Here is a 24,139-nt window from a genome sequence, read left to right as displayed (position 1 = left end):
CATTCTAGCCGACGGCTGCCTCGAGCTGCGGAACCACTTCGAACAGATCGCCGACCAGTCCGTAATCTGCCACCTGGAAGATGGGTGCATCGGGATCCTTGTTGATGGCGACGATGACCTTCGAGTCCTTCATCCCGGCCAGGTGCTGTATGGCTCCGGAGATGCCGATCGCCAGATACAGTTGCGGCGCGACGATCTTGCCGGTCTGGCCGACCTGGTAGTCGTTCGGCACGAATCCGGCGTCGACCGCGGCCCTTGAAGCCCCCAGCGCGGCACCGAGTTTGTCGGCAAGCGGTTCGAGCAGCCTGTGATAATTCTCGCCACTGCCCATGCCGCGCCCACCAGCAACGATGATCTTGGCGGCGCCAAGTTCCGGACGTTCGGACTTGGCCAGTTCGCGGTTGATCAGCGTCGTCTGCGCAGTATCGGCTGCGGCGGCGATGTATTCCACCTCGGCCGAGCCGCCACCGGCGACCGCATCGAAGGCAGTGGTGCGGACGGTGATCACCTTGACCGGGTCGGCGCTCTTCACCGTGGCCAGTGCGCTTCCGGCGTAGATCGGGCGGGTGAAGGTATCGGCGGATTCAACAGCGCTAATTTCGGATATCTGGCCAACGTCGAGCAGCGCCGCGACACGCGGCAGGATATTCTTGCCGAAGGGGCTGGCCGCCGTGAGAATATGAGTGTAGCCCGTCGCATTCGCGATAACCAGTGCGGCAAGGTTCTCGGCGGTCTGGGATGCATAGTGAGGCGCATCGGCTACCTTGACTCTGGCGACACCCTGCAGGCCTGCGGCTTCCTGGACGGCGCCGTCGCAGTCAGATCCGGCGACGAGAACATGGATCTCGCCACCGATCTTGCCGGCAGCGGCGACCGCGTTGAGTGTGGCGGCCTTGAGGCCCTGATGGTCATGTTCAGCGATAACGAGAATGGTCATTTAGATCACCTTGGCTTCGTTCTTGAGTTTATTGACGAGTTCGGCGACGTCGGCAACCTTGACGCCGGCCGAGCGCTTGGGCGGCTCGCTGACCTTGAGTACCGTCAGACGTGGAGCAACATCGACGCCAAGTTCGGCTGGCTTGACAGTGTCAAGCTTCTTCTTCTTGGCCTTCATGATGTTCGGCAGCGTTGCATAGCGCGGCTCGTTCAGACGAAGGTCGGAAGTAACCACTGCTGGCAGCAACATCTCGAGGGTTTCGAGACCGCCGTCGATTTCGCGCGTGACCATGGCCTTGCCGTCGGCGATGACGACCTTGGAGGCAAAGGTGGCCTGCGGCCAGCCTGCCAGCGCCGCCAGCATCTGGCCGGTCTGGTTGGCATCGTCGTCGATGGCCTGCTTGCCGCAAATGACGAGTTTCGGCTGTTCCCTGTCGCAGAGGGCTTTCAGCAACTTGGCGACAGCGATCGGTTCCAGTTCGACGTCGGTTTGGACGAGGATCCCGCGGTCGGCGCCGATGGCCATTGCCGTGCGCAGGGTTTCCTGGCAGGCGGCGAGCCCGCAGGAAACGGCGATGACTTCGGTGGCAACGCCCGCCTCCTTGAGCCGGACCGCCTCTTCAATGGCGATTTCGTCAAAGGGGTTCATGCTCATCTTGACGTTGGCCAGATCCACACCCGTGCCATCCGCCTTCAGACGAATCTTGACGTTGTAGTCCACTACCCGTTTCACGGGGACGAGAATCTTCACAAAGCGCTCCTTTCCGGTCAGTTGATTTTGTCAGTGCCTTTTTACTACAGATTGCCACCAGTTTGACAGAGCGCACAACATTGCGCACAATGACCATACCGTCTCGTATGGAGTACATACGGTAGCGTATGGAAACACCTTCTGTCAACCCCCGGATCCAACCGGCCCGCCGCAAACTGGCGAGCCCGCGGGTGCAGCTTGACCGCGGAAACTGGATCGAAGGCGCCATCGACGTACTGGCCCGCGACGGCCTCAGCGGACTCCGCATCGAAGTCCTCGCCAAACGTTGCGGTGTCACCAAGGGCAGCTTCTACTGGCATTTCAAGGACCGCCAGGATCTGCTCACGGCGATGCTCGAATACTGGAAGGAAGGCCGCATCCGTGACATCGAGAAGACCACGTCGGTGACGCCGGGGAGGGAGCGCGAACAGCTTCACTTTGCCGTCGAGGTCTATGGCGCCAGTCGCAATCGCAAGGGAATGGCGATCGAACTCGCGGTTCGCGACTGGGCCCGCCGTGACCCGCAAGCGGCGACATTCGTCGAAGCGGTCGATCTCTATCGACTGGACTGTACCCGCAAGCTTTTCGTCGCCGCCGGCATGACGGATACCGAGGCCAAGAGCCGCAGCCTGCTGCTCTATGCCTGCGTCTTCGGGCTGTCACTGATGCACTGCACCCATTTCGACGACCATCTTGAAGACCTGAAACAGCGGATCGCCGAATACATAGTCTCAGCTTGAACAGTCAGCACCCTTGCCCGCGCTCCAGGCGGACTTTTCCCAGACCGCAAGCTCGCGCGCCAGTTGATCGACCGCCTCGGCCAGGGCGGCAACCCCGCCGCGCGAATCGGCGCTTGGCGCGTAATTCTCGATACTGAACTCGTAGATCATCAGGAGTGCCCGCGTCGAATCGAGGAGTTGCGCCCTGCCCCGCAACTGACCGCGACTCGTCGCTGGATCACTGAAGACCTGAGCAAAGGAATCGACGTCGATTCGCAGCACGCAGCGCGTCCTGCCCTGACCCGATGGCCGCATGCCGAGCTGCTGAATCAGTCGTTGCTGAATGAGCTGTGCCGGCGGGCCAGCCCAGCGTGCCCGAGTGTATTCGCGCAGGCGCGCCGGCTCGTCATAGGCGAGCCGGTACTCGATGCCCATCGAGTCCATCCAGAGGGGCGCCCGCACCTCAAGCGCCAGTTCGCGGCGCTTGAGCATGGCCGCCACGTGAACGGCAGGCGGACCAAGATCGTAGATGGCCAGCGCACTATCGCCTCCCCTCTTCCCGGCCGAATAACAGGCCGCAAGGAGCAGGCAGCAAAAGGCGATCAGCGGACGGCGCACGTCAGCGGCCCCCAGCAGAAGAGAACCCTGGCTCTCCGGGTCCCGGCGTCGCAGCCGGCACCCCGAAGACGAGCCCCTGGGGCGAGTCCTCGAGCAGGCGCAGGACGCGGCTCAACTGCCTGGAGGTCAGCGAGAAATCCGCCGCCAGTTCATTGAGCCGCGGCATCAGCGCCGAGGTCCCGCCAGCGGAGGCGTCGCCGATGGCCACGTCGAGTTTGTCGGCGGTCGCCTGCATCCTGCTCACCAGTTGCCGCGTATCGGCGAGCAACGGGCCGACTTCGCCGGCAGCCTGTGAAAGACCCCGCACATTGCGGTCATCGAGCAGCTTGCGTACCTGGAGCAGCGACGCGTTCATGTTGTCGAGCGCTGGCTTCATGCTGGCCGACGCCGCTTCCAGATTGACCAGGGTCGCCGCGAAGCGCCGGCGGTTTTCCTCGTTCAGCAGATCGCTGGCCGCCGTCATGATTTCCTGCGCCTGGTGCAGCGCCGTGGTGCCACTCTCGCTGACCTCGTCGAACAACGACGGACTCATGGCGATACGCGGCAGATTGCCGTCAATGGCAACCAGCGGTTCGCGATTCTTGCCGTTATCGACCAGCAGAACATGAGCGATTCCGGTGACCCCCTGATATGAAAGCGTGGCGACCGTACCCTTGGTTAGCGGAATGTCGTCGGCGATGGATATCTTGATCAGGATGTCGCTGGGGTTGTCGCGATCGAGCCGGATATCCGTCACCTTGCCGACACGAATCCCGCGATAACGCACCTGGGCCTGGGGATTAAGGCCGCCGATGCTGTGTTTGGTGACCACGACGTAGTCACGCAGATTTTCCTGCGTACCGCGTAACCAGAACAGGGCGAAGATCACCGCCGCACCGAGGACAAGCGCGAAGAGACCGGCGATAAAGGCATGCGACTTGTTTTCCATTGCCGAATCCTACAACAACCTTGACTTATCGCCATCCCGGAAACCGGCAACGACCGGATGATCGCCGGCCATGACTTCCGCAGCGGGGCCAAAATTGACGATATGCTGGTCGGCCAGCACGGCGATATGGGTCGCCAGGCCGGCAAGCGTTTCCGGATCGTGGGTCACCATGATCACCGTCAGGCCAAGTTCGCCCTGCAACTGCCCGAGCAGTTTGATGAAGCTTCTGCTGCGATCCGGATCGAGACCCGCCGTCGGCTCGTCGAGCAGCAGCAATTCAGGTTCGAGCGCCAGGGCACGGGCCAGCGCCACGCGCTTGACCATGCCGCCGGAAAGTTCGGCGGGCATCAGTCGGCCGTGCTCCGCCTCCATCTCGACCAGTGCCAGCTTGAGATTGACCAGGCGGCGAATCCAGTCTGCGTCGAGGAGCTTCAACTCGCGCAAGGGAAAGGCGACGTTGTCGAATACCGGCAACGCCGAGAACAATGCACCAGCCTGGAACAGCATGCCGAGCCGACGCAGGATGGCGGTCTGCTCTTCCGGGCGGGCGGCGACGAGATCCCGCCCGAACAGGCGAACCGTGCCGGCCGCCGGCTGCAGCAGCCCGAGGATCTGGCGCAGCAATGTCGTCTTGCCGCTGCCCGAGCCGCCGACCAGACCGACCACCTGTCCGCGTTCGACCCGCAGGTCGAGATTGCGATGTATGTAACGATCACCAATGCGCGTGCTCAGGCCGCGCATCTCGACAACAGCGGTTGGCAAAGCGTCGCTCATAGTTGCGGGATGCCCATGTTGCGGGTGGCAATCGCAAACACCGCATCGACCAGAATGACCAGGGTGATCGCCGTGACCACAGAGGTGGTCGTGTTGGCCGACAGGCTCTCGGTATTGGGCTTGACGCGCAAGCCGAAATGACAGGCGACCCAAGCGATGATGAAGCCGAAAACCAGTCCTTTGGCCAGGCCGATGACAAGGTTGGCGACCGGGACCGCGCGCTGCAGGTTTTCGACGAAATAGATCAGCGAAATATCGAGTTGCAGCATCGCCGACAGCATGCCGCCGATCAGGGCGATGGCCGAAGCCCACAGCACGAGCAATGGCATTACCACGGTCAACGCCAATAATTTGGGCAAAATGACGCGAATGCTGCGCGAAATTCCCATGGCCGACAAGGCGTCGATTTCCTCGGTCACCCGCATCACGCCGATCTGCGCCGTCATTGCTGAACCCGAACGGCCGGCGACGAGCACCGCGACCAGTACTGGCCCAAGTTCGCGAATGATCGAAATGCCGAGGATATTGATGATGAACAGGTCGGCACCGACGCTGCGCAACTGTAAGGCGGACAGGTAGCTGATCGTCACGCCGATCAGGAAACCGACCAGTCCGGTGACCGGCAAGGCCAGCGCACCGGCCTTGTAGATATTTGCCGCAATTTCCTTCCACGGCATTTGCGCGGGGTGACGAGCGAGATACAAGACATCGAGCAGCATTTGCCCATACAGCGTCACCAGCCCACGGCCGTTGTCGATGACCGCAAGCACGAGGTAGCCGATCCGCTCGACCAGCCCCGACCCCGCGTCCTGCCCGGAATCGGCATCCGCCGGGGCAGCCGCGACGCGTTCAAGGGCATGCCGGCAGCTATCGGAAACGCTCAGTTCGGCCGGCCAGCACTCATTCCACGTCCGCCAGAGGAGCACCGCTGCCGCGCTGTCCAGCCGGTCGACGGCCGAGAGATCCCACGACAAGTCGCCCAGCCCGCCCACCACCAGCCTCGACCGCAATTGCGAAAGCTCAGGAAGCAGCGCGGCTAGCGTCCATTCCCCACTCAGCACGACCTTCCCCGGCTCGATCAGCAGACGGGGCGGGTTGCTCATGCCGGCCCCCTCTCTGCGGTCGACTTCACCGCGTAATCGTGGCCGATTTCCTTCCACACTGCCGCCTCCTCACTAAAGGCCGCCGCCGTCCATGGATTTTCCGCCAGCCATCTCGCCGGCAGATCAAGTCGAAAGCCATCGGATGTTGCCGCCACCCTCCATGCCGGCAGCGCACGATCGTTGCGTGCCCGGTGCAGCAGAACCGCCAGCCGCAGACTGAAAATCAGCTTCCAGATACTGTCGACCGCAGGCAGGGCCCGCAGCTTGTCAAGCGTTCCGCGGTGGGCGAGGACCAGCATCGCCAGACGGGCCTGATCCCGCTTCGAAAAGCCCGGCATGTCAGCGTAGGTCAGAATGTAGGCGCCGTGCTTGTGGTAGGCGCTGTGCGCCACTGAAATACCAATTTCATGGAGACGCGCCGCCCACGACAGAAACTGTAGGTCGCCCGTGCCGGGCGCGGCCTCGTCAAGCTGCGTAAGCGCCGACAGGGCAGTGGCTTCGACCCGCTCGCTCTGGTCAACCTCGACCTGATAACGGCGGCGGAACTGCTCCACCGTCGAATCACGCATGTCGTGGTCGCGATATCGGCCGAGAAGATCGTAGAGAACGCCGAGGCGCAGGGCGCCATCGGCATACGACATCGTCTCGATCCCGATCTCCGCGAAAACCGCCGACATGATGGCAATTCCACCCGCCATGACCGGTATGCGATCCGCCTTGATGCCCTGCAGATCGAGGGCCTCGGCCGAGCCGGCCTCGACCAGCAGGTCACACAACATGTCGAGTCCTTCCCGGGTAATGCCGAACCGGCCACCCGGGTTCAACTGGTTCAGCTCCAGCACATCGGCAATCGCCCGCGCCGACCCGGAAGAACCGACCGCCTCCTTCCACCCAAGCCTCTTGTAGTCATGGGCGATAAGCTCGATTTCCTTTGCTGCGGCGACCTGCGCGTCGCGTAAGCGCTTCCGGTTGACCTTGCCATCCGGGAAAAAGCGCAACGTGTAGCTGACGCAGCCCATGTACAGCGATTCCATCAGTTGCGGTCGATGCCTCTTGCCAATGATGAACTCGGTTGATCCGCCGCCGATATCGACGACCAGTCGCCTGTGCGCGGCAGCCGGGAGCGAATGCGCGGCACCAAGGTAGATCAGGCGCGCCTCTTCGCGGCCGGCGATAATCTCGATGGGAAAGCCGAGCGCCTCCTCGGCCAGCGGCAGAAACTCAGCCGCATTCTTGGCCACGCGCATAGTATTGGTCGCCACCGCCCGTACCGCGCCCTGATCCAGTCCGCGCAGGCGCTCGCCGAAACAGCGCAAAGCCTTGAGGGCGCGCTCCTGCGACTCGAGATCGAGACGCTTGTCCACCATCAGCCCGGACGCCAGACGCACTGGCTCTTTGAGCGAGTCCAGGGCATAGATCTGGTCATCGACCACCCGGCCCAACTGCAGGCGGAAGCTGTTGGAACCTATATCGACAGCAGCAATGGTTTCGTAAATCATTTGCTCGCGATCACTGAATTGTGCATCTGGCCGGCATTCTAACATTCGCCAACGGCGCTCATTCCTACGGCCCAAACACAAAAAACCCGCCGGGTTTCCCCGGCGGGTCCGTGCAGGAAATTGCAGGCGTGATTAGCTGTCCAGCACCCTCTTGATCTGTTCCAGCGTCGACGCATCGTCGATCGTCGGCAGATCACCGACATCGCGGCCTTCAGCCAGCGCCTGCAGCGAACGGCGCAGCATCTTGCCGGAACGGGTCTTGGGCAGACCGCTCACGAAATAGACACGGCCCGGACGCGCAATGGCGCCGAGAATGCCGTCGACCGTTCCCATGACCGCCTTCTCCAGCGCCTTGGTCAGTTCGGGAGTCGCGATCTTCGAGCTATCCTTGACCACGGCGAAGGCCATCGGCATCTGGCCCTTCAACTTGTCCTCGACACCGACCACGGCGACTTCGGCGATGGCCGGATGGTTCTGGATCGCCTCCTCGATTTCACGCGTGCCGAGACGGTGGCCGGCGACGTTGATCACGTCGTCGGTGCGGCCAAGGATCGTGAAGTAACCGTCGTCGTCCCGGATCGCCCAGTCGAAAGACGAGTACACCAGCGGCTCCTTGAACAGGGTGAAATAGGTGCTGACGAAGCGGTCGTCCTGGCCCCAGACGGTGGTCAAGCAGCCCGGTGGCAGCGGCGGGACCACGGCGGCGATGCCCTTCTCGTTCGCATCGCACTCGGAACCGTCCTCACGGTAAATCTTCAGGTTGTATCCATATACCGGGAAACTCGGCGAACCGTACTTGATCGGCGTCTTCTCAACACCAGGCACGCCGGACAGCATCGGCCAGCCAGTTTCGGTCTGCCAGTAGTTGTCGATGATCGGCTTCTGCAACTCGGTCATGAACCACTCGTGTGTCGGCTGATCGAGCGGCTCGCCAGCCATGAAGATGTGTTTGAGCGAGGACAGGTCGTATTTGTGCATGTACGCCGGATCCTGCTTCTTCAGGACGCGCGCCGCAGTCGGCGCCGTGAACATGACATTGACCTTGTACTTCTCGATAATATGCCACCAGATACCGGCGTCCGGACGCAGCGGCGTGCCTTCATACATGACTGTCGCCATGCCGGCGATCAGCGGACCGTAGATGATGTAGGAGTGGCCAACCACCCAGCCGATGTCCGAGGTCGAGAAGTAGGTTTCACCCTCGCCGCCACAATAGATGTTCTTCATCGAAGAGGCCAGAGCCACCGCATAGCCGCCGGTATCGCGCTGCACCCCCTTGGGCTTACCGGTCGTCCCGGAGGTATAAAGAATATAGGACGGCTCGGAGGATTCTATCCACTCGCACGGCACCTGGGCATCCATGAACTGGGCGCGCAGGGTCGCGTAGTCCTGATCACGACCGGCAACCTTGTTGAAGCCCTTGTCGATGCCGCGGTCGATCATCAGGACCTTGGCTGGCTTGTACTCGGCCAGATCAATGCCTTCGTCAAGCAGATGCTTGTAGGGCACGGCCCTGCCGCCGCGCATGCCGGCATCGGAAGAAACGATCAGGGTCGGCTTCGCATCGTCGATACGCGTCGCCAGCGACCCGGACGCGAAACCGCCGAAAACGACTGAGTGAATGGCGCCAATCCGGGCTGACGCGAGGATCGCGAAGCAGGCCTCGGCAATCATCGGCATGTAGATCAGCACGCGGTCACCGCGCTTGACGCCGAGGCTCAGATAGATCGCCGCCATGCGTTCGACTTCGCGCTGCAGCTCGGCAAAGCTGTAAATCTTTTCCTCGTCGGTCTCGGTCGAGACAAAGATCAGCGCCCGATCGTTCGGACGCTTGGCGGCGTGACGGTCAACCGCGTTGTAGCAAAGATTTGTCTTGCCGCCGACGAACCATTTGGCGAACGGCGGGCGCGAATAATCGCACACTTGGGTGAATGGCTCTTTCCAGTCGATGAGTTTGGCTTGCTCGGTCCAGAATTCGTCCGGCTTTTCGATGGAGTATTGATGGAATTCCTTGTATGTCGTCATATGTCATCCTCTAGATTGTTTTCCTGCACATGGAAAGAATGCCGGATTATTTTTTCTCGCTTGCCCGGTCACGAAAGCGGCGTTCAATGTCCGCCAGCGGTAGATTCAACCCCAAATCCTGATTCATCAGATGCAGCAGCGGCAACAGTTCGACGCCAAGGTGACCAAGATGCGGGCGCACGACTTCGCCGCGCCGCGCGGCGATCAGTTCCAGTGCTCTTTGCACCTTTATCTGATGGGGCTTCGCCGGCCCGCCGTCGCCGGCAACGATGCGGTTGCCACCAGCCCGCATGCCTTCGCGCATCCGCCGACCCGCAAGTTCCAGCAATGCCAGCGCCGAATCCACGTTATCGAGCGGCACGCTGGCCACGCCAATACTCACGGTCAGCGAAACCGGTTGCCCCTGAACCGGGACATGAGCGACCTCGACGGCTTCCCGGACGCGCTCGGCGAACGTGGTGAACAGCGGCGGCGAAGTCCCCGGGGCAACGATGGCGAACTGACCGGGCCCGAAATGTCCCAGCGAATCCTCGGTTCGCACCTTGCCGGCGAGCATCTTGGCAAAACGAGCACCGACGCGCTCGGCCAGATCCTGCCCGAGCCGCTCGCACACCCGGTCGAAGGCATCAAAGCCAAGAACCATGATGCAAAGGTCGATCCCCGAGCGCACCGCGTGCGACAGCGCCTGCGAAGCCTGGTGCTCCAGATACTTGCGCGAAAAGAGGCCGGTTGACGGATCCTGAACCATGCTCTCGCGCCCGGCTTCAAGATTCTCGCGGGCAGCCGACAGCGCAAGCAGGTTGTTAAGGCGGGTCAGGATCACCGCGCTGCCGGCACCCTTGGTCACGAAGTCGGAGGCTCCCAGCACCCGTACCCGCTCACGCTCCTCTTCGGTTTCCTCGCCGGAAACGACGATAAAAGGCATCTCCTGCAGGCGGCGCTGCTTGGATGCCCTGACCCTTTGCAGCAGTCCGGCACCATCGAGCTTGGGCATTTGCAGATCGGAGATCACGGCCCGGATCGAATGGTCGAGCAAGAGTTGCTGCCAGGCTGCCTCGCCGTCGCCCTCCTCGTGAACATCGAAAGTTCCCTTAAGGTTTCGGGCAAGCGCCATCCGCACCAGTCGTGAATCATCGACAACCAGAATACGGACCGGATCCGTCATCTCACTCTCCGCCTATCTCCACGACAACCCGCCCCTTGGCACGGCCGGCGATGTATTCATTGAAAGCAGCCGGCAGATCTGCAAAACCGATCCTGCGCGACATCCTGGACAGATGCGGCGGTCGCATGTCGCTGGCCAGGCGCTGCCACACCCCGCTCCGATAGGGTTCTCGAATATACCCCGAATCGATACCGAGCAGCGACACCCCGCGCAGGATGAACGGCGCGACCGTCGTATTCAGACTCATGCTCGCCGCCAGGCCAATGCTGGCGATCGTCCCACCCTGAGCCATCGTACTGGCAATCCACGCCAGAACGTCTCCACCCAGGTTGTCGACCGCGCCAGCCCAGCGCGCCTTGTCGAGCGGACGAATTTTCGCCAGGTCGAGACTGCTGCGCGGCATCACCTCGACGGCACCCAGGCCACGCAGGTAATCCGCCTCGCTCTCCTTGCCAGTCAAGGCGACGACGTGGTACCCGCGCTTGGCCAGAATATCGACGGCCAGACTGCCGACACCACCGGTCGCGCCGGTGACGATCACCGAGCCGTTTTCCGGCGCCAGCCGGTTCTCCTCCATCCGCACGACGGCCAGCGCCGCCGTGAAGCCAGCCGTTCCCAGCGCCATGGCGTCAAACAGCGACAGCCCTACCGGGAGGGGAACGACCCAATCGCCAGGAACCCGGGCAATCTCGGAATAACCCCCATGATGTGCCACGCCGATGTCGAAACTGGTAGCAATCACCGGATCGCCCGCCGCGAAGCGCGAGTCGGTGCTCTCGATGACGGTACCCGAGAGATCGATACCGCCGATGCAGGGGAAGCGCCGGATGATCTTGCCAGCCCCAGTCGCCGCCAGGGCATCCTTGTAGTTCACACTTGAATAGGCGACGCGAATGGTCACGGCGCCAAGGTCGAGGTCCGCCTCTTCCAGTGTCGCGAAGGCACTGGCGACTTTGCCGTCAACTTCCTCGATCAATAGTGCCTTGAAGGATTGCATGGCGTTCCTCGCTCCCGGGAGAGCAAATTGTATTCATAATTATGGGCTATGAACATAGTCCCGCAGCCGGATTCGCCGCGTTTTGATCATCTTAATTCGCCAAACTCGCTTTACAGCCAATGGCATTTCAAATATATTTCGTCGCTATGCTTAAAATTCTCCCCCCCCTTTTTCTCGCCGTAAGCCTAGCGTCTGTCACCCTTACGGCTTCGGCAACTGAGTCGGCCCGCAAGGCTGACGACCCGCAAACCTTCTTCGAACGCTATACTAATGTGGCTCAGGACGTCATCCTGCAAGGCCTGAAACTGGTCGGCGTTCGCTATCGTTTCGGTGGCAATGACGAAGACAGCGGCCTCGACTGCAGCGGATTCGTCCGCCTCGTGTTCAAGAACAGCCTGGGCGCGCAATTGCCGCGTACCGCGCTTGAAATGAGTCAGGTTGGCCAGCGCATCGATTCCAGCCAGCTCAAGCCGGGCGATCTGGTGTTTTTCAACACCATGCGCCGCGCCTTCTCGCACGTCGGCATCTATCTCGGTGACAACCATTTCCTGCACGCCCCGCGTACCGGTTCCGAAGTTCGCGTCGAGAGCATGGAAGACAGCTACTGGACCAAGCGCTACAACGGCGCCCGGCGGATCATCGACGGCAACTGAGCAACAAGGCGGCGTTTGCGCCGCTTTTTTTCCACCTCCATTCAATAACAATTCTCATTTACATAACAATACCGAAGCATTAGAATGGTAGCCGTTCTCATTTGCTTGACGGGGTTTGCCGCATGAAGCCGATTGCCCGCCTGATCGCCACCGCCCTTGCCGCACTCTCCTTCGCGGTTCACGCCGATGACAAGGTGCTCAACCTGTACTCGGCCCGTCACTATCAGATCGACGAAGCGCTTTACGCCAACTTCACGAAGCAGACCGGGATCAAGATCAACCGCATCGAGGGCAAGGAAGACGAACTGCTGGAACGTATCAAGAATGAGGGCAGCAACAGCCCGGCTGATGTGTTCCTGACGGTCGACGCCGCCCGCCTCGCCAAGGCGCATGAACTCGGCCTCTTCGCACCGGTCGCCGCGAAAGCGCTGAACTCGCGCATCCCCGCCCATCTGCATACCAACGACTGGTTTTCCTTTTCGACGCGGGCCCGGGTCATCGTTTTCAACAAGGCAGAGATCAAGGCCGAGGATATCCAGACCTACAGCGATCTCGCCAACCCCCGGCTCAAGGGACGGCTATGTTCGCGCTCGGGCTCTCACCCCTACAATCTGTCGCTGATGGCATCGATCATTGCCCACGAAGGCGAGGCCAAGGCCGAAACCTGGGCTCGCGGCATGGTCGCCAACTTTGCGCGCGCACCAAAAGGCGGCGATACGGACCAGATCAAGGCGGTCGCCGCCGGTGAATGCGGCGTCGCGCTGGCCAACAGCTACTATGTCGCCCGTCTGTTGCGGTCGACCAAGCCGGAAGACATAAAAATGATTGAGAAGGTCGGCATCGTCTGGCCTAACCAGGCCACCACCGGCACCCATATCAATGTTTCCGGCGGCGGCATGCTGAAAACGGCGCCGCACAAAGTAGCCGCTGTCAAGTTCCTCGAATACCTGGCCTCGGACGATGCACAACGCTATTTCGCCGACGGCAACAACGAATGGCCGGTCGTCGAAAGCGTCAAGGTGAGCAACCCGGCGCTCGAAAAAATGGGCAAGTTCAAGGCCGACAATCTGCCGGTCGGCAATCTCGCAATGTACCAGGTCAAGGCGCAGATGATCTTTGATCGCGCCGGTTTCAAGTAAACATCCGCGACAGCCATGACGCCCCGCGCCGCCGGGGCGTTTTCTTATTCTCGGGCCCGCGAAACCTGCCGCGACAGGGCGATCAGCGGCAACAGGCCGACGGCGACGATTGCCAGCGATGCAGTCGACGCCTCGGCCAGGCGTTCATCCGAAGCCAGGGTATAAACCTGTGTTGCCAGCGTGTCGAAATTGAACGGACGCATGACCAGCGTTGCCGGCAGTTCCTTCATCACATCGACAAAGACCAGCAGGCCGGCGGTAAGCAGGCTGCCGCGCAACAAGGGCGCATGCACCCGGCGCAGCGTCGCGACCTCCCCAAGACCCAGACAGCGTGCCGCATCGTCCATATTCGGAGTGATCTTGGCCAGGCTCGATTCGACCGTGTGCAGCGCCACCGCCAAAAAGCGCACCAGATAGGCGTAGACCAGCGCGGCAATGCCGCCGGTCAACAGCAGCCCCGGGTTATTGCCGAACCACTGCGCCCACTGGCCGGCCAGCCAATTGTCGAGGCGCGTCACCGGAATCAGTACGCCGACCGCGATGACCGCACCCGGTACGGCATAGCCGAGGCCGACCAGCCGGTTGAGGCTGGTCGCCAGCGTGCTCTTCGAGAGGCGTGCGCCATACGCCATCAACAACGCCAGCAAAACGCCGATCAGGGCGGTGATTCCGGCGAGCACAAAACTATTGCGCGCCAGCAGCAGGAAATGCTCGCCAAACTGGACGTCGCCCTCGACCAAGGCCATCTTGAGCAGCAGCACCGCCGGCAGCACGAAGCCGAGCAGTAGCGGTAGCAGACAGGCGGTGACGGCGAGAACGGCGGCGAATCCGCGCAGGTGCGCTCCGGCCAGTGGGCGATTGCGCCCGGTCGTGTTGTGGTAGCGCGCCCGGCCGCGCGAGATGCGCTCGGCCATCAACAGAAAAAGAACGAAGGAGAGCAGCATCGCCGCCAGCTGCGCTGCCGCGACCCGGTCGCCCAACGAAAACCAGGCACGGTAAATGCCGGTCGTGAAAGTATTGACACCGAAATAGGCCACCGTGCCGTAATCGGCCAGCGTTTCCATCAGCGCCAGCGCGACGCCGGCAACGATCGCCGGTCGCGCCAGCGGCAGCGACACCGCGAAGAAGGCGCGCCACGGCCCCATGCCCAGGGTTCGCGCCGCCTCGAGCATGCCGCTCGCGCGTTCGAGAAAAGCCGCCCTGGCCAGCAGGTAAACATAAGGATAGAGGACGAAGACGAACATCAACATCGCGCCGGGTAGCGTCCGGATGTCGGGAAACCAGTAGTCGCCGTATTTCAATTCGAATGTCTCACGCAATAGCGTCTGCAACGGCCCGACGAACTGCAGGAAATCGGTATAGACGTAAGCGAGCACGTAGGCTGGCACGGCCAGCGGCAGCACCAGCGCCCATTCGAAAAAGTGCCGGCCGGGAAAATCGTGCATGGCGGTGAGCCAGGCGGTCGCCACGCCGACCAGCGCGACACCAATCCCGACGCCAAGGCACAGCCACAGCGAGTTCAGGATATATTCCGGCAACACCGTCTGCGCCAGATGCGACCATGTCGCGCTGGTTCCGCCGACGAAGATGTTGAGTCCGACACTGGCCACCGGCAAGGCCGCCAGCACCGCGACGAACAAAGCAACAGCGATGAGCGGGAATTGTTTGGCGGCACGCATGACGGTGAATGCGAATTATAATTGACTGCCATGTGGCAACTTGAACTGAATGGCATCGTTCAGCGCTATGGCAAACATACCGTCGTCGATGGTGTCGGTTTTTGTCTGGCACGCGGCCGGATCGCCTGCCTGCTTGGCCCGTCCGGATGCGGCAAGACGACACTGCTGCGCTGCATTGCCGGCTTCGAGGAGATCGCCGCCGGCGAGATTCGCCTGCATGGCAAGATCGTCAGCCAGGCCGGATACCGCGTGGCGCCGGAAAAGCGGCGGGTCGGCATGGTCTTCCAGGATTACGCGCTGTTCCCGCATCTGACGGTTGACCAGAACGTCGCTTTCGGTCTCGGTGGCAAACCCCAGAAAGAAGCCCAACTCCGGGTTCGCCAGTTGCTGGCGACGGTCAGCCTGCATGGCCAGGGCGACAAATTCCCGCACGAACTTTCCGGCGGTCAGCAGCAGCGCGTCGCCCTCGCCCGCGCTTTGGCGCCGCGCCCGGAACTGATCCTGCTCGACGAGCCCTTCTCCAACCTCGATGTCGGCCTGCGCGAACGCCTGTCGCTTGAAGTCAGGGAAATTCTAAAGCGCGAGGGGTCGACCGCAATCCTCGTCACCCACGACCAGAACGAAGCCTTCGCGATCGCCGACGAGATCGGCGTCATGTATGGCGGGCGTATCCAGCAATGGGACACGCCGTACAACCTCTATCACCGCCCGGCCAACCGTTTCGTCGCCGACTTCATCGGCCAGGGCGTGCTGCTACCTGGCACCGTCGCGGCCGGCACCCACGTCGAGACGGAACTCGGCAATCTGGTCTCCGACATTCCAGTCGCATGCAGCGGAACCTGTACCGATTGCCATGACGGCTGCGCGGTCGACGTGCTGCTCCGCCCCGATGACATCGTCCATGACGACCGCAGTCCGCTGCAGGCCGAGGTGGTGCACAAGGCCTTTCGCGGCGCTGATATCCTCTACACCCTGCGCCTGGAGAGCGGCGCCCAGGTCCTGTCGCTGGTACCGTCGCACCACAACCATGCGCTCGGCGAGAAAATCGGCATCCGGCTCGATGCCGACCATGTGATCGCTTTCAAGAGGGCGGCACGGTGAGCCGTTCGATCATTCCCTTTCTCGGACCGCTGGACTCCTTTCCGCCGGTCGCAATGGCCCGTGCGGACATGGGCGGCCTGCTCGCCGTCGGCGCGGATCTCTCACCCGCCCGCATTCTCAACGCTTATCGACACGGTATTTTTCCCTGGGGGACGGTCGAGCACCAGCCGCTGTGGTACAGCCCCGATCCGCGCATGGTGCTGTTTCCCGACGAGTTCCGCCTCACCGCCTCGTTGCGCAAGATGCTGCGCGCCCGGCGCTATGAAATCCGCTTCGACCACGACTTTCCAGCCGTGATCGGCGCCTGCGCCAAGATGCCGCGCCCCGGCCAAGACGGCACCTGGATCACACCGGACATGATGGACGCCTACATCCGCCTGTATGAACTCGGCTGGGCGCACTCGGTCGAAGTTTATGTGGAAGGCGATCTGACTGGCGGATTGTACGGCATCGGGATCGGCCGCATGTTCTATGGCGAGTCGATGTTCTCCCGGCGCAGTAACGCTTCGAAGATCGCCTTCGCCCATCTCGTCCGCCATCTCCTCGCCAATGACTACAGGATGATCGACTGCCAGATGCGCACCGAACACCTCGCCTCGCTGGGCGGAAGGGAAATCCCGCGCGGCGATTTTCTTGCCCGGCTGCAGCAGCTGATCCGACCGGATCAACGGCGCGGCCGCTGGACCGCCGACGCTCCGGGTGTAGACTGGTAGGCATGGCCCTCCCCGACGATTCCGCCCTGCCCTATTCGCTGTTGCAGTTCTACGCGACCTCGCCCTATCCGTGCAGTTATCTGCCCGGCCGTGAGGCGCGTTCGCAGGTCGCCACGCCAACCCACCTGATCGACACCGAGGTCTACAGCACGCTGGTCCGCCGTGGCTTCCGGCGCAGCGGCGCCTTCACCTACCGGCCGCACTGCGACAACTGCACGGCCTGCATCCCCGTCCGTCTGCCGGTGGCCGAGCTGCAATACAGCCGGACCCAGCGCCGCGCGATCCGCAACCATGCCGCGCTGACCATCCGCCAGCAGCCGCTGGCTTTCTTCACCGAGCACTTCGCGCTATACACCCGTTACCAGAATGTCCGCCACGCCGGCGGCGGCATGGACGAAGACGGCGAGGAAAACTACGCGCACTTTCTGCTGCAAAGCCGTGTCGACACACGCCTGATTGAGTTCTCCGAGGGCGACACGCTGCGCATGGTCAGCATCATCGACGTCCTCGAAGACGGCCTGTCGTCGGTCTATACCTTCTACGACCCGGATGTTGCCGGCGCCAGCTTCGGCACCTACAACGTCCTCTGGCAGGCATTGCAGTGCAGCAGCCTCGGCCTGCCCTACCTCTACCTCGGCTACTGGATCGCCAACAGCCGCAAGATGAACTACAAATCGCGTTTCAAGCCCATCGAAGGGCTCGTCGATGGTCACTGGCAACCCCTCGACCTTTCTGCTTGCGACCAATGAAATCAATTCTGCTCCCAGTGCTCTCCCTCTTCATGCTCACCCTGGCGCACGCCGGCAACGAACGCCTCACCTATAAATGCGACGACGGCAGCAGCTTCCAGGCCGAATTCATGGCCTCTGGTGACGGAGTACCACAAGCCACCGTATTCATGGGCATGATGAAAATCGTACTGCCGCAGGTGCCGGCTGCTTCCGGCGCCCTTTACCGGGCCGACGCCATTTCGCTGCACACCAAGGGCGACGACGCCCTCTTCGACGATGGCAGGAATCCCCTGCGCCGCTGCACCAGCGGCGAGCTGCCGACCTCGGCAAACCTCGCCCAGTCGCCGGCTGCATCGGCCAATTTCGTCGAATTCTCGGGCAGCGTCGCCTACGTGGCGCGCGGGGCGCTGCCGCCCGACGCCGTGCTGATCATCCGTATCCAGGACACTGCGCGCGCCGACGGCAAGGCATTGACGCTGGCCGAACAGCGCATCGAACTGGCCGGCCAGCAGGTGCCAATTCCGTTCAAAATGACGGTCGACCGTGACCTTTTGCCCAAACGGGCGCGCATCACCGTCGCCGCCCGCATCCAGCGCGGCAACACCCTGCTGTTCATCAACGACACCGCCTATCCGGCATTGAAGGACGGCAAACCGCAGCATGTCGACATGACCCTCAAGCCGGTCGCCCAAACCAAAAAGCGCTGACCGGCGATCTGTCCTGGATCAAGGCCTCCGCGCGCGCTCTGTGCGACAGTGCATCCTTCACCTGAAAGCCCGAACGCCATGTTCTCTCGCACGCATCCCCTCTGGCTGGTCGGTTTCCGGCCCTTCTTCTCCCTCGCCTGCCTCGCCGGGCTGAGCCTGCCGGTCGCCTGGATCCTGATTTTCAAGGGTGTCCTGCCCGCCCCGTCACAGCATTTCTCACCGGTCCAGTGGCATGCCCACGAAATGTTTTTCGGTTTTGGCTGGGCCGTTCTCGGCGGCTTCCTGCTGACGGCAAGCAAAAACTGGGTCGGCGTGCGCGGCTACCATGGCGGCACCCTGATGTTTCTTGCCGCCGCCTGGATATTCGAGCGCATCGGCATGAGCTTCGGCGGTAGCTGGCCGACTGCGTTGTTCCTGCTCAGCAACAACCTTTTCCTGTTCACCATCGTCGCCCTGCTGCTCGCCACGCTGATCGTCCATCGCGACAAGGATAGCTACCGGCGCGACAACATCCTGTTCCTGTTCGTCCTGCCGCTGTTCTGGATCGCCAAGACCCTGCTCCTTGAGCCGGATCACTTCAATATTGGCTGGACCATGACCCTCGGCCTGTTCCGCGTCGCCTTCCTGATCATGCTCGAACGCACGCAATCGCCGTTCATGCAGTCGGCGTTCAAGGTCGAGATCCTGCGCCAGCCGGTGCTCGACGCAGCGATCAAGGGGCTCGCCGTCGTCCTCGTCTTTGGCGCGCTGCTACCGCCGGAACTGAGCCACAATCTTGAACTGGCGCTCGCCGTGCTGCTGCTCAGCCGCCTCGCCTTCTGGTATCCGCACAAGGCATTCAGGCGCCTCGACATCGGCATCATGTACCTCGGCTACCTGGCCATCGCCGGGCAGTTGCTGATCGACGCCCTGCCGCCGCCAGGCGTTACCGGCTGGGTCGGCACGGTGTCGGTGCACGTGTTCACCTTCGGCGCCATGGGCCTGATCATTCCAGCCATGATGATCCGCATCGCCAACGGCCACACCGGGCGCAAGGTCGTTTTCGGACGCTTCGAAAAGACCGTCCTGTGGATCATGATCGCCGCCTTCTTCCTGCGTCTGGTCGGCCCGCAATTCGCTCCCGGCGCCTACCTGCGCTGGCTCGACCTCGCCGCTACCTGCTGGTTCGTTGCCTTCAGCCTGCTCGCCTGGCGCTTCATTCCCCAGCTTTTGCGCCCGCGCATCGATGGGCGTGAGCACTGAACACCTCCGGCTGGCGGCCATCGTCTCGACGGCGCTGACCTGCTGCCCAGCGCATGCCGATCAAGTCGCCTGCCACGTCACCTACGGTGGTGAAACGCGGGTCATCGGCGCCGCAGCGACGACCCGGCCACTTGCGGTCGCGCCGGTTCCCATCGGGTCCTATTTCCTCTTCCGCATCGTCTTCCGCAAGGAGCCGGCCGACCTCGCCGGTATCAAGCTCTCGACCTACGCCGACCACGACGAAGGCGTGACCATCATTCATCAGGCCACCTACGCCTATCCGCCACCGCCCGCCACACCCAGTGTGCACTTCGCGCCGGGCGCAACCACCGGCTTCACCGGGCTCAATTTTGTCTATGAACCGGTGCGCGACGGCGAACTCCAGTACTGGTGCGAGATGAAGGATTCACCGTGAAAACTGTCCGCTTTTCCCGGTCGACCGCGCCGCACTACAAGTACTCCTGGGGGGCGATTGCCGTTCTGTTCTTCGTGCTCGCCGGAGCCGCCCGCGCCGAACCGCTGACCCTCATCTTCGCCGGCGACATTCTGCTCGACGATGGTCCCGGCCGCACCATCGCCGCCGGCGGCGACCCGCTCGCTCCCTTTTCCGCTATCCTGGCCGAGGCCGACTACCGCATCGGCAATCTCGAATGCCCCGTCGCCAGCGGCGGCCGGCCGCTTCCGGCCAAGATCATCACCTTCCGTGCCGATCCGCGCACCCTGTCCGTCCTGCGCGGCCGCTTCGACGCCGTGTCGCTGGCCAACAACCATTCCGGCGACTACGGCCAGCCGGCATTCGTAGAAACCATGCAGCACCTGGACCGGGCCGGCATCGCCTGGTTCGGTGGAGGCCACGATCTCACCCAGGCGCACGAGCCGCTGTGGGTCGAGCGCAAGGGCCTGAAGCTAGCCATCCTCGGCTACAACGAATTCAAGCCCCGCGTTTTTGAAGCCGGAGCGAACTGGCCAGGGATTGCCTGGAGCGAGGACGATCAGGTCATCGCCGACATCCGCGCCGCCAGGGCTTCCGGCGCCGACCTCGTCATCCCCTTCATGCACTGGGGCTGGGAGAATGAAGCGCAGCCGACCGAGCGCCAGAAAACCTTTGCCCGAAAAATGATCGACGAAGGTGCGGCACTGGTGGTCGGCGGCCACCCGCACGTCACCCAGGGTGCCGAAATCTACAAGGGCAAGCCCATCATCTACAGCCTCGGCAACTTTGTCTTCGACGGCTTCGACTACCCGGAAGCCCAGCGCGGCTGGCTGCTCCGCCTGACGTTTGACAAGTCCGGCGTCCTTTCGTGGGACACGCTGACCGCCCAGATGGATGACGCCGGCACCCCCTGGCCGGTCGTGGGCGACTTCACGCCTTGCGGGCGGGCGGGTGAAGAAGGCGTGCTGGAGTGCCGGAATCCATGATTTCCAGGTTTATTCCAATGCGCCGGATTCCGGCCTGCACCGGGACGACGGTCATGCCGTCCGTCACCCCAGCGCAGGCCGGGATCCTGTAAACGCCGCACTTGAAACAACCCTGCGTCTACATCCTTGCCAGCCGCAGAAACGGTACCCTCTACACCGGCGTCACCTCCAACCTCGTCCAACGCATCTGGCAACACAAGAACGACCTCGTCGAAGGCTTCACGAAAAAATTCGGTGTCCACACTTTGGTCTGGTTCGAACCGCATGGGCCGATGGACTCAGCCATCGGCCGCGAAAAAGCGATCAAGGAATGGCAACGCGCCTGGAAACTGAAGCTGATCGAGTCGGCCAATCCGCAGTGGCGGGATTTGTACGAAGAGATACTTTGAGAGAAAGATGATCTCTGGATTCCGGCCTTCGCCGGAATGACACCTACCCCTTCCGTCACCCCTCTCCGTCACACCGGCGAAGGCCGGTGTCCAGTAAAGCAAACCACCTCACTTCAACCCCGCACCTTGATGACCTTTTGGCACTAGAATTCCGTCATCATGCACATCGACACCTTCCTGACCCGCTGGCGCAACGCCGACGGCTCCGAGCGCGCCAACTATCAGCTTTTCATCGCCGATCTCTGCGAGTTGCTGGAAGTCGACAAACCCCAGCCCGCCAACGAAGACACCCGCGACAATCCCTACGTTTTCGAGCGCCGCGTCGTCTTTCACCACGGCGACGGCAGCACCAGCAACGGCTTCATCGACTGCTACAAGCGCGGCACCTTCATCGGCGAGGCCAAGAAAATCCGCGCCGGCGCCGAAACGCGCAAGTTCGACGACGCCCTGCTGCGCGCCCGTGGCCAAGCCGAGAATTACGCCCGCCATCTGCCCGCCGACGAAGGCCGTCCACCCTTTCTGGTGGTGCTCGATGTCGGCCACGTCATCGAGCTCTATGCCGAATTCACCTGCACCGGCGGCAGCTACACGCCCTTCCCCGATCCGCGCAGCCACCGTATCAAGCTCGACGATCTCGCCAAGCCAGAAATCCGCGCCCGCCTCAAAGCCGTGTGGGCCGACCCGCACAGCCTCGACCCGGCCCGCCGCACGGCCCGCGCCACGCGCCAAATCGCCATTCGCCTTGCCCGCGTCGCCCAATCGCTCGAAGGCCAATACGCCCCCGAGCGCGTCGCCGCCTTCCTCTCGCGCTGCCTGTTCTCGATGTTCGCCGAAGATGTCGGCCTGCTGCCCAAGATCGACAACGACGGCGCCTTCACCAGCCTGCTCAAGAGTTTCCTCCTCTCCTCTCCCCCTGGGAGAGGGGCCGGGGGTGAGGGCGGCGCCGTCCAACAATTCGTCCCGCTCGTCGCCGAACTGTGGACAGCGATGGACGAAGGCCGCTTCTCGGTCGCCATCCGCGCCAACCTGCCGCGCTTCAACGGCAAGCTCTTCAAAAATCCCGAGGTTTTGCCGGTCGACCGCAGCCAGATCGAATTCCTGCTCGAAGCCGCCAAGGCCGACTGGGCCGAAGTCGAACCCGCCATCTTCGGCACCCTGCTCGAAAGCGCCCTCAACCCGCTCGAACGCCACGACCTCGGCGCCCACTACACGCCGCGCGCCTACGTCGACCGCCTCGTCCTGCCCACCGTCATCGAACCGCTACGTGCTGACTGGCACGATACCCAGGCCGCCGCCCTGCTCCTTGCCAACGAAGGCAAGCTCAAAGACGCCGCCGACCTCGTCCGCGCCTGGCACCATAAACTGTGCACCACCCGCGTCCTCGACCCCGCCTGCGGCTCCGGCAACTTTCTCTACGTCACGCTCGAACACATGAAGCGTCTCGAAGGCGAAGTCCTCGACACCCTCGCCCAGCTTGGCGACACGCAGCAACGCCTCGAAGTCGAGGGCCTCAGCGTCGACCCGCACCAGTTCCTCGGCCTCGAAATCAATCCACGCGCCGCCGCCATTGCCGAAATGGTGTTGTGGATCGGCTACCTGCAATGGCACTTCCGCACCCAGGGCAGCGGCCTGCCGCCCAGCCCCATCCTGCGCGACTTCAAAAATATCGAATGCCGCGACGCCGTGCTTGCCTGCGACCGCATCGACTTCGCCACCGATGCCAACGGCAAACCGCTCAGCCGCTGGGACGGCCGTACGACCAAGCCCCACCCCGTCACCGGCGAACAAGTGCCGGACGAAACCGCGCAAACCCCGCGCGAAAGCTACCAAAACCCGCGCCCCGCCGACTGGCCCGCCGCCGACTACATCGTCGGCAACCCGCCCTTCATCGGCGCCGCCAGCATGCGCCAGGCTCTCGGCGACGGCTACACCGAAGCCCTGCGCGCCGCCTGGCCCGAGGTACCCGAATCGGCCGATTTCGTCATGTATTGGTGGCACCACGCCGCCGGCCTCACTCGCCACGGCCAGGTCAAACGCTTCGGCTTCATTACCACCAACAGCCTGAAACAGACCTTCAACCGCCGCATCCTCGAACACCACCTCAACGCCCAGCCGCAGATCTCCCTTGCCTGGGCCATTCCCGACCACCCGTGGGTCGACGCCGCCAGCGGCGCTGCCGTGCGGATTGCCATGACCGTTGGACAACCCGGCGACGCGCCGGGCCTGCTGCAAACGGTCGTTGTCGAAGGCGGCGCCGAGAGTGATGCGGTGCACGTCGAATTGTCGGCAAAAGCTGGGCGCATACATGCCGATCTGAGTATTGGTGCCGATGTCGTCGGAGCCAAGGCTCTGCGAGCAAACGAGAAGCTCTCGCACGAAGGCATAAAGCCGCACGGTATGGGTTTCATCGTCACACCTGACGAAGCCAGCCGCCTGCAACCCTGCAACCGCATCCGCCCCTACCGCAACGGCCGCGACCTAACCGATTCTCCACGAGGCGTTTCGATCATCGATTTCTTCGGCTTAACTGCCGATGAAGCACGCAGCCAGTTTCCGGCCGCCTACCAATGGGCGCTCGAACGGGTCAAACCGGAGCGCGACCAAAACAACCGCGCCATCTATCGCGATAACTGGTGGCTTTTTGGTGAGGCACGAAAAGACTTCCGTGCAGCCATGTCGGGTCAAACACGCTACATCGCAACCGTAAAAACTGCGAAGCACTCGGCTTTCCAAATTCTGGACTCCAACATTCTTCCCGATAGCAAGCTAACCCGAATTTTTCATAAAAGCAGGCGAATCTCGTTTAACCCATTGATATAATAGGGGTTACGCCAATAACGCTTCGTAAGAA

At 62.4% G+C, this 24,139-nt stretch carries 23 protein-coding genes; 12 read left to right on the top strand and 11 right to left on the bottom strand.

Translation table 11 applies throughout. The annotated features are described in order from the left end of the window. Positions 1-4 precede the first annotated feature (4 nt). Both IPP03_19490 and IPP03_19485 read right to left on the bottom strand, forming a co-directional pair. Positions 5-937, bottom strand: coding sequence for an electron transfer flavoprotein subunit alpha/FixB family protein (locus IPP03_19490; GenBank protein MBL0354731.1), 933 nt, complete (start codon positions 935-937; stop codon positions 5-7). Further along, entirely contained in the window at positions 938-1,687 is a 750-nt protein-coding gene (locus tag IPP03_19485) for an electron transfer flavoprotein subunit beta/FixA family protein (protein MBL0354730.1), read from the bottom strand. It abuts the gene before it with no gap. A 128-nt stretch (positions 1,688-1,815) separates the two neighbouring features. On the opposite strand from IPP03_19485, the gene IPP03_19480 reads away from it, so the two are divergent. Beyond that, complete coding sequence (locus IPP03_19480) at positions 1,816-2,427, top strand: TetR/AcrR family transcriptional regulator (protein MBL0354729.1); 612 nt, start codon at positions 1,816-1,818, stop codon at positions 2,425-2,427. Here IPP03_19480 and IPP03_19475 read toward each other — a convergent pair. From IPP03_19475 to IPP03_19440, 8 genes are all read right to left on the bottom strand, one after another. Continuing rightward, complete coding sequence (locus IPP03_19475; protein ID MBL0354728.1) at positions 2,419-3,024, bottom strand: membrane integrity-associated transporter subunit PqiC; 606 nt, start codon at positions 3,022-3,024, stop codon at positions 2,419-2,421. The genes IPP03_19480 and IPP03_19475 overlap by 9 nt on opposite strands. 1 nt (position 3,025) lies before the next feature. Beyond that, entirely contained in the window at positions 3,026-3,952 is a 927-nt protein-coding gene (locus IPP03_19470; protein MBL0354727.1) for an MCE family protein, read from the bottom strand. A 9-nt stretch (positions 3,953-3,961) separates the two neighbouring features. Next, on the bottom strand, positions 3,962-4,726 hold the full coding sequence (locus IPP03_19465) for an ATP-binding cassette domain-containing protein (protein ID MBL0354726.1): 765 nt from the start codon (positions 4,724-4,726) through the stop codon (positions 3,962-3,964). After that, positions 4,723-5,829 (bottom strand): ABC transporter permease, encoded by a 1,107-nt coding sequence (locus tag IPP03_19460; protein MBL0354725.1) that lies wholly within the window; start codon positions 5,827-5,829, stop codon positions 4,723-4,725. Before IPP03_19460 ends, IPP03_19465 begins: the two co-directional genes overlap by 4 nt. Then, positions 5,826-7,328: an exopolyphosphatase gene (gene ppx, locus IPP03_19455; GenBank protein ID MBL0354724.1), complete on the bottom strand. Its 1,503-nt coding sequence runs from the start codon at positions 7,326-7,328 to the stop codon at positions 5,826-5,828. The genes IPP03_19460 and ppx overlap by 4 nt, the downstream gene beginning before the upstream one ends. 132 nt (positions 7,329-7,460) lie before the next feature. Continuing rightward, complete coding sequence (locus tag IPP03_19450; protein ID MBL0354723.1) at positions 7,461-9,353, bottom strand: propionate--CoA ligase; 1,893 nt, start codon at positions 9,351-9,353, stop codon at positions 7,461-7,463. 46 nt (positions 9,354-9,399) lie between these two features. Beyond that, entirely contained in the window at positions 9,400-10,518 is a 1,119-nt protein-coding gene (locus IPP03_19445; GenBank protein MBL0354722.1) for a diguanylate cyclase, read from the bottom strand. Position 10,519: 1 nt separating this feature from the next. Next, positions 10,520-11,515 (bottom strand): oxidoreductase, encoded by a 996-nt coding sequence (locus IPP03_19440; GenBank protein ID MBL0354721.1) that lies wholly within the window; start codon positions 11,513-11,515, stop codon positions 10,520-10,522. A 146-nt stretch (positions 11,516-11,661) separates the two neighbouring features. Here IPP03_19440 and IPP03_19435 point away from each other — a divergent pair, with 146 nt between their 5' ends. Further along, complete coding sequence (locus IPP03_19435) at positions 11,662-12,168, top strand: C40 family peptidase (GenBank protein MBL0354720.1); 507 nt, start codon at positions 11,662-11,664, stop codon at positions 12,166-12,168. A gap of 122 nt (positions 12,169-12,290) precedes the next feature. Then, entirely contained in the window at positions 12,291-13,307 is a 1,017-nt protein-coding gene (locus IPP03_19430; GenBank protein ID MBL0354719.1) for a Fe(3+) ABC transporter substrate-binding protein, read from the top strand. 44 nt (positions 13,308-13,351) lie between these two features. On the opposite strand, the gene IPP03_19425 is transcribed toward IPP03_19430, so the two are convergent. Next, a complete protein-coding gene (locus IPP03_19425) occupies positions 13,352-14,986 on the bottom strand; it encodes an iron ABC transporter permease (GenBank protein ID MBL0354718.1) in 1,635 nt (544 codons plus the stop codon). A gap of 30 nt (positions 14,987-15,016) precedes the next feature. Between IPP03_19425 and IPP03_19420 the strand changes: the two genes are divergently transcribed. The 9 genes from IPP03_19420 to IPP03_19380 all read left to right on the top strand — a co-directional run bounded on the left by IPP03_19420 (position 15,017) and on the right by IPP03_19380 (position 24,108). Next, positions 15,017-16,087, top strand: a complete 1,071-nt coding sequence (locus tag IPP03_19420; GenBank protein ID MBL0354717.1) for an ABC transporter ATP-binding protein — start codon at positions 15,017-15,019, stop codon at positions 16,085-16,087. Positions 16,088-16,095: 8 nt separating this feature from the next. Beyond that, positions 16,096-16,800, top strand: a complete 705-nt coding sequence (locus IPP03_19415) for a leucyl/phenylalanyl-tRNA--protein transferase (protein MBL0354716.1) — start codon at positions 16,096-16,098, stop codon at positions 16,798-16,800. Positions 16,801-16,802: 2 nt separating this feature from the next. Continuing rightward, positions 16,803-17,549, top strand: a complete 747-nt coding sequence (locus IPP03_19410; protein MBL0354715.1) for an arginyltransferase — start codon at positions 16,803-16,805, stop codon at positions 17,547-17,549. Further along, the gene (locus tag IPP03_19405) at positions 17,546-18,238 is read left to right on the top strand and encodes a YbaY family lipoprotein (protein MBL0354714.1); all 693 of its coding nucleotides are present in this window, start codon (positions 17,546-17,548) and stop codon (positions 18,236-18,238) included. The genes IPP03_19410 and IPP03_19405 overlap by 4 nt, the downstream gene beginning before the upstream one ends. Before the next feature lie 78 nt (positions 18,239-18,316). Beyond that, positions 18,317-19,480 (top strand): NnrS family protein, encoded by a 1,164-nt coding sequence (locus IPP03_19400; protein ID MBL0354713.1) that lies wholly within the window; start codon positions 18,317-18,319, stop codon positions 19,478-19,480. Between the two features lie 10 nt (positions 19,481-19,490). Further along, positions 19,491-19,895, top strand: coding sequence for a hypothetical protein (locus IPP03_19395; protein ID MBL0354712.1), 405 nt, complete (start codon positions 19,491-19,493; stop codon positions 19,893-19,895). A 56-nt stretch (positions 19,896-19,951) separates the two neighbouring features. Continuing rightward, positions 19,952-20,899 carry a CapA family protein gene (locus IPP03_19390; GenBank protein MBL0354711.1) on the top strand — a complete coding sequence of 316 codons (948 nt, stop codon included), beginning with the start codon at positions 19,952-19,954 and terminating at the stop codon, positions 20,897-20,899. A gap of 101 nt (positions 20,900-21,000) precedes the next feature. After that, positions 21,001-21,288: a GIY-YIG nuclease family protein gene (locus tag IPP03_19385; protein MBL0354710.1), complete on the top strand. Its 288-nt coding sequence runs from the start codon at positions 21,001-21,003 to the stop codon at positions 21,286-21,288. A 159-nt stretch (positions 21,289-21,447) separates the two neighbouring features. Continuing rightward, positions 21,448-24,108 (top strand): class I SAM-dependent DNA methyltransferase, encoded by a 2,661-nt coding sequence (locus IPP03_19380; GenBank protein MBL0354709.1) that lies wholly within the window; start codon positions 21,448-21,450, stop codon positions 24,106-24,108. The last annotated feature ends 31 nt before the right edge of the window (positions 24,109-24,139 follow it).

The sequence above is a fragment of the Candidatus Dechloromonas phosphoritropha genome, from assembly GCA_016722705.1.
Taxonomy (GTDB): Bacteria; Pseudomonadota; Gammaproteobacteria; order Burkholderiales; family Rhodocyclaceae; genus Azonexus; species Azonexus phosphoritrophus.
The sequence above is the reverse complement of the archived record's forward strand: the minus strand, read 5'-3'. Positions and strand labels throughout refer to the sequence as shown.

Bases quoted from the DNA above. Each gene is read 5' to 3' on its own strand.
- ppx (MBL0354724.1), bottom strand. From the start codon at position 7,328: ATGATTTACGAAACCATTGCTGCTGTCGATATAGGTTCCAACAGCTTC.
- IPP03_19420 (MBL0354717.1), top strand. From the start codon at position 15,017: ATGTGGCAACTTGAACTGAATGGCATCGTTCAGCGCTATGGCAAACAT.
- IPP03_19450 (MBL0354723.1), bottom strand. From the start codon at position 9,353: ATGACGACATACAAGGAATTCCATCAATACTCCATCGAAAAGCCGGAC.
- IPP03_19490 (MBL0354731.1), bottom strand. From the start codon at position 937: ATGACCATTCTCGTTATCGCTGAACATGACCATCAGGGCCTCAAGGCC.
- IPP03_19435 (MBL0354720.1), top strand. From the start codon at position 11,662: ATGCTTAAAATTCTCCCCCCCCTTTTTCTCGCCGTAAGCCTAGCGTCT.
- IPP03_19430 (MBL0354719.1), top strand. From the start codon at position 12,291: ATGAAGCCGATTGCCCGCCTGATCGCCACCGCCCTTGCCGCACTCTCC.
- IPP03_19460 (MBL0354725.1), bottom strand. From the start codon at position 5,829: ATGAGCAACCCGCCCCGTCTGCTGATCGAGCCGGGGAAGGTCGTGCTG.
- IPP03_19440 (MBL0354721.1), bottom strand. From the start codon at position 11,515: ATGCAATCCTTCAAGGCACTATTGATCGAGGAAGTTGACGGCAAAGTC.
- IPP03_19425 (MBL0354718.1), bottom strand. From the start codon at position 14,986: ATGCGTGCCGCCAAACAATTCCCGCTCATCGCTGTTGCTTTGTTCGTC.
- IPP03_19405 (MBL0354714.1), top strand. From the start codon at position 17,546: ATGAAATCAATTCTGCTCCCAGTGCTCTCCCTCTTCATGCTCACCCTG.
- IPP03_19480 (MBL0354729.1), top strand. From the start codon at position 1,816: ATGGAAACACCTTCTGTCAACCCCCGGATCCAACCGGCCCGCCGCAAA.
- IPP03_19470 (MBL0354727.1), bottom strand. From the start codon at position 3,952: ATGGAAAACAAGTCGCATGCCTTTATCGCCGGTCTCTTCGCGCTTGTC.
- IPP03_19380 (MBL0354709.1), top strand. From the start codon at position 21,448: ATGCACATCGACACCTTCCTGACCCGCTGGCGCAACGCCGACGGCTCC.
- IPP03_19410 (MBL0354715.1), top strand. From the start codon at position 16,803: ATGGCCCTCCCCGACGATTCCGCCCTGCCCTATTCGCTGTTGCAGTTC.
- IPP03_19465 (MBL0354726.1), bottom strand. From the start codon at position 4,726: ATGAGCGACGCTTTGCCAACCGCTGTTGTCGAGATGCGCGGCCTGAGC.
- IPP03_19400 (MBL0354713.1), top strand. From the start codon at position 18,317: ATGTTCTCTCGCACGCATCCCCTCTGGCTGGTCGGTTTCCGGCCCTTC.
- IPP03_19445 (MBL0354722.1), bottom strand. From the start codon at position 10,518: ATGACGGATCCGGTCCGTATTCTGGTTGTCGATGATTCACGACTGGTG.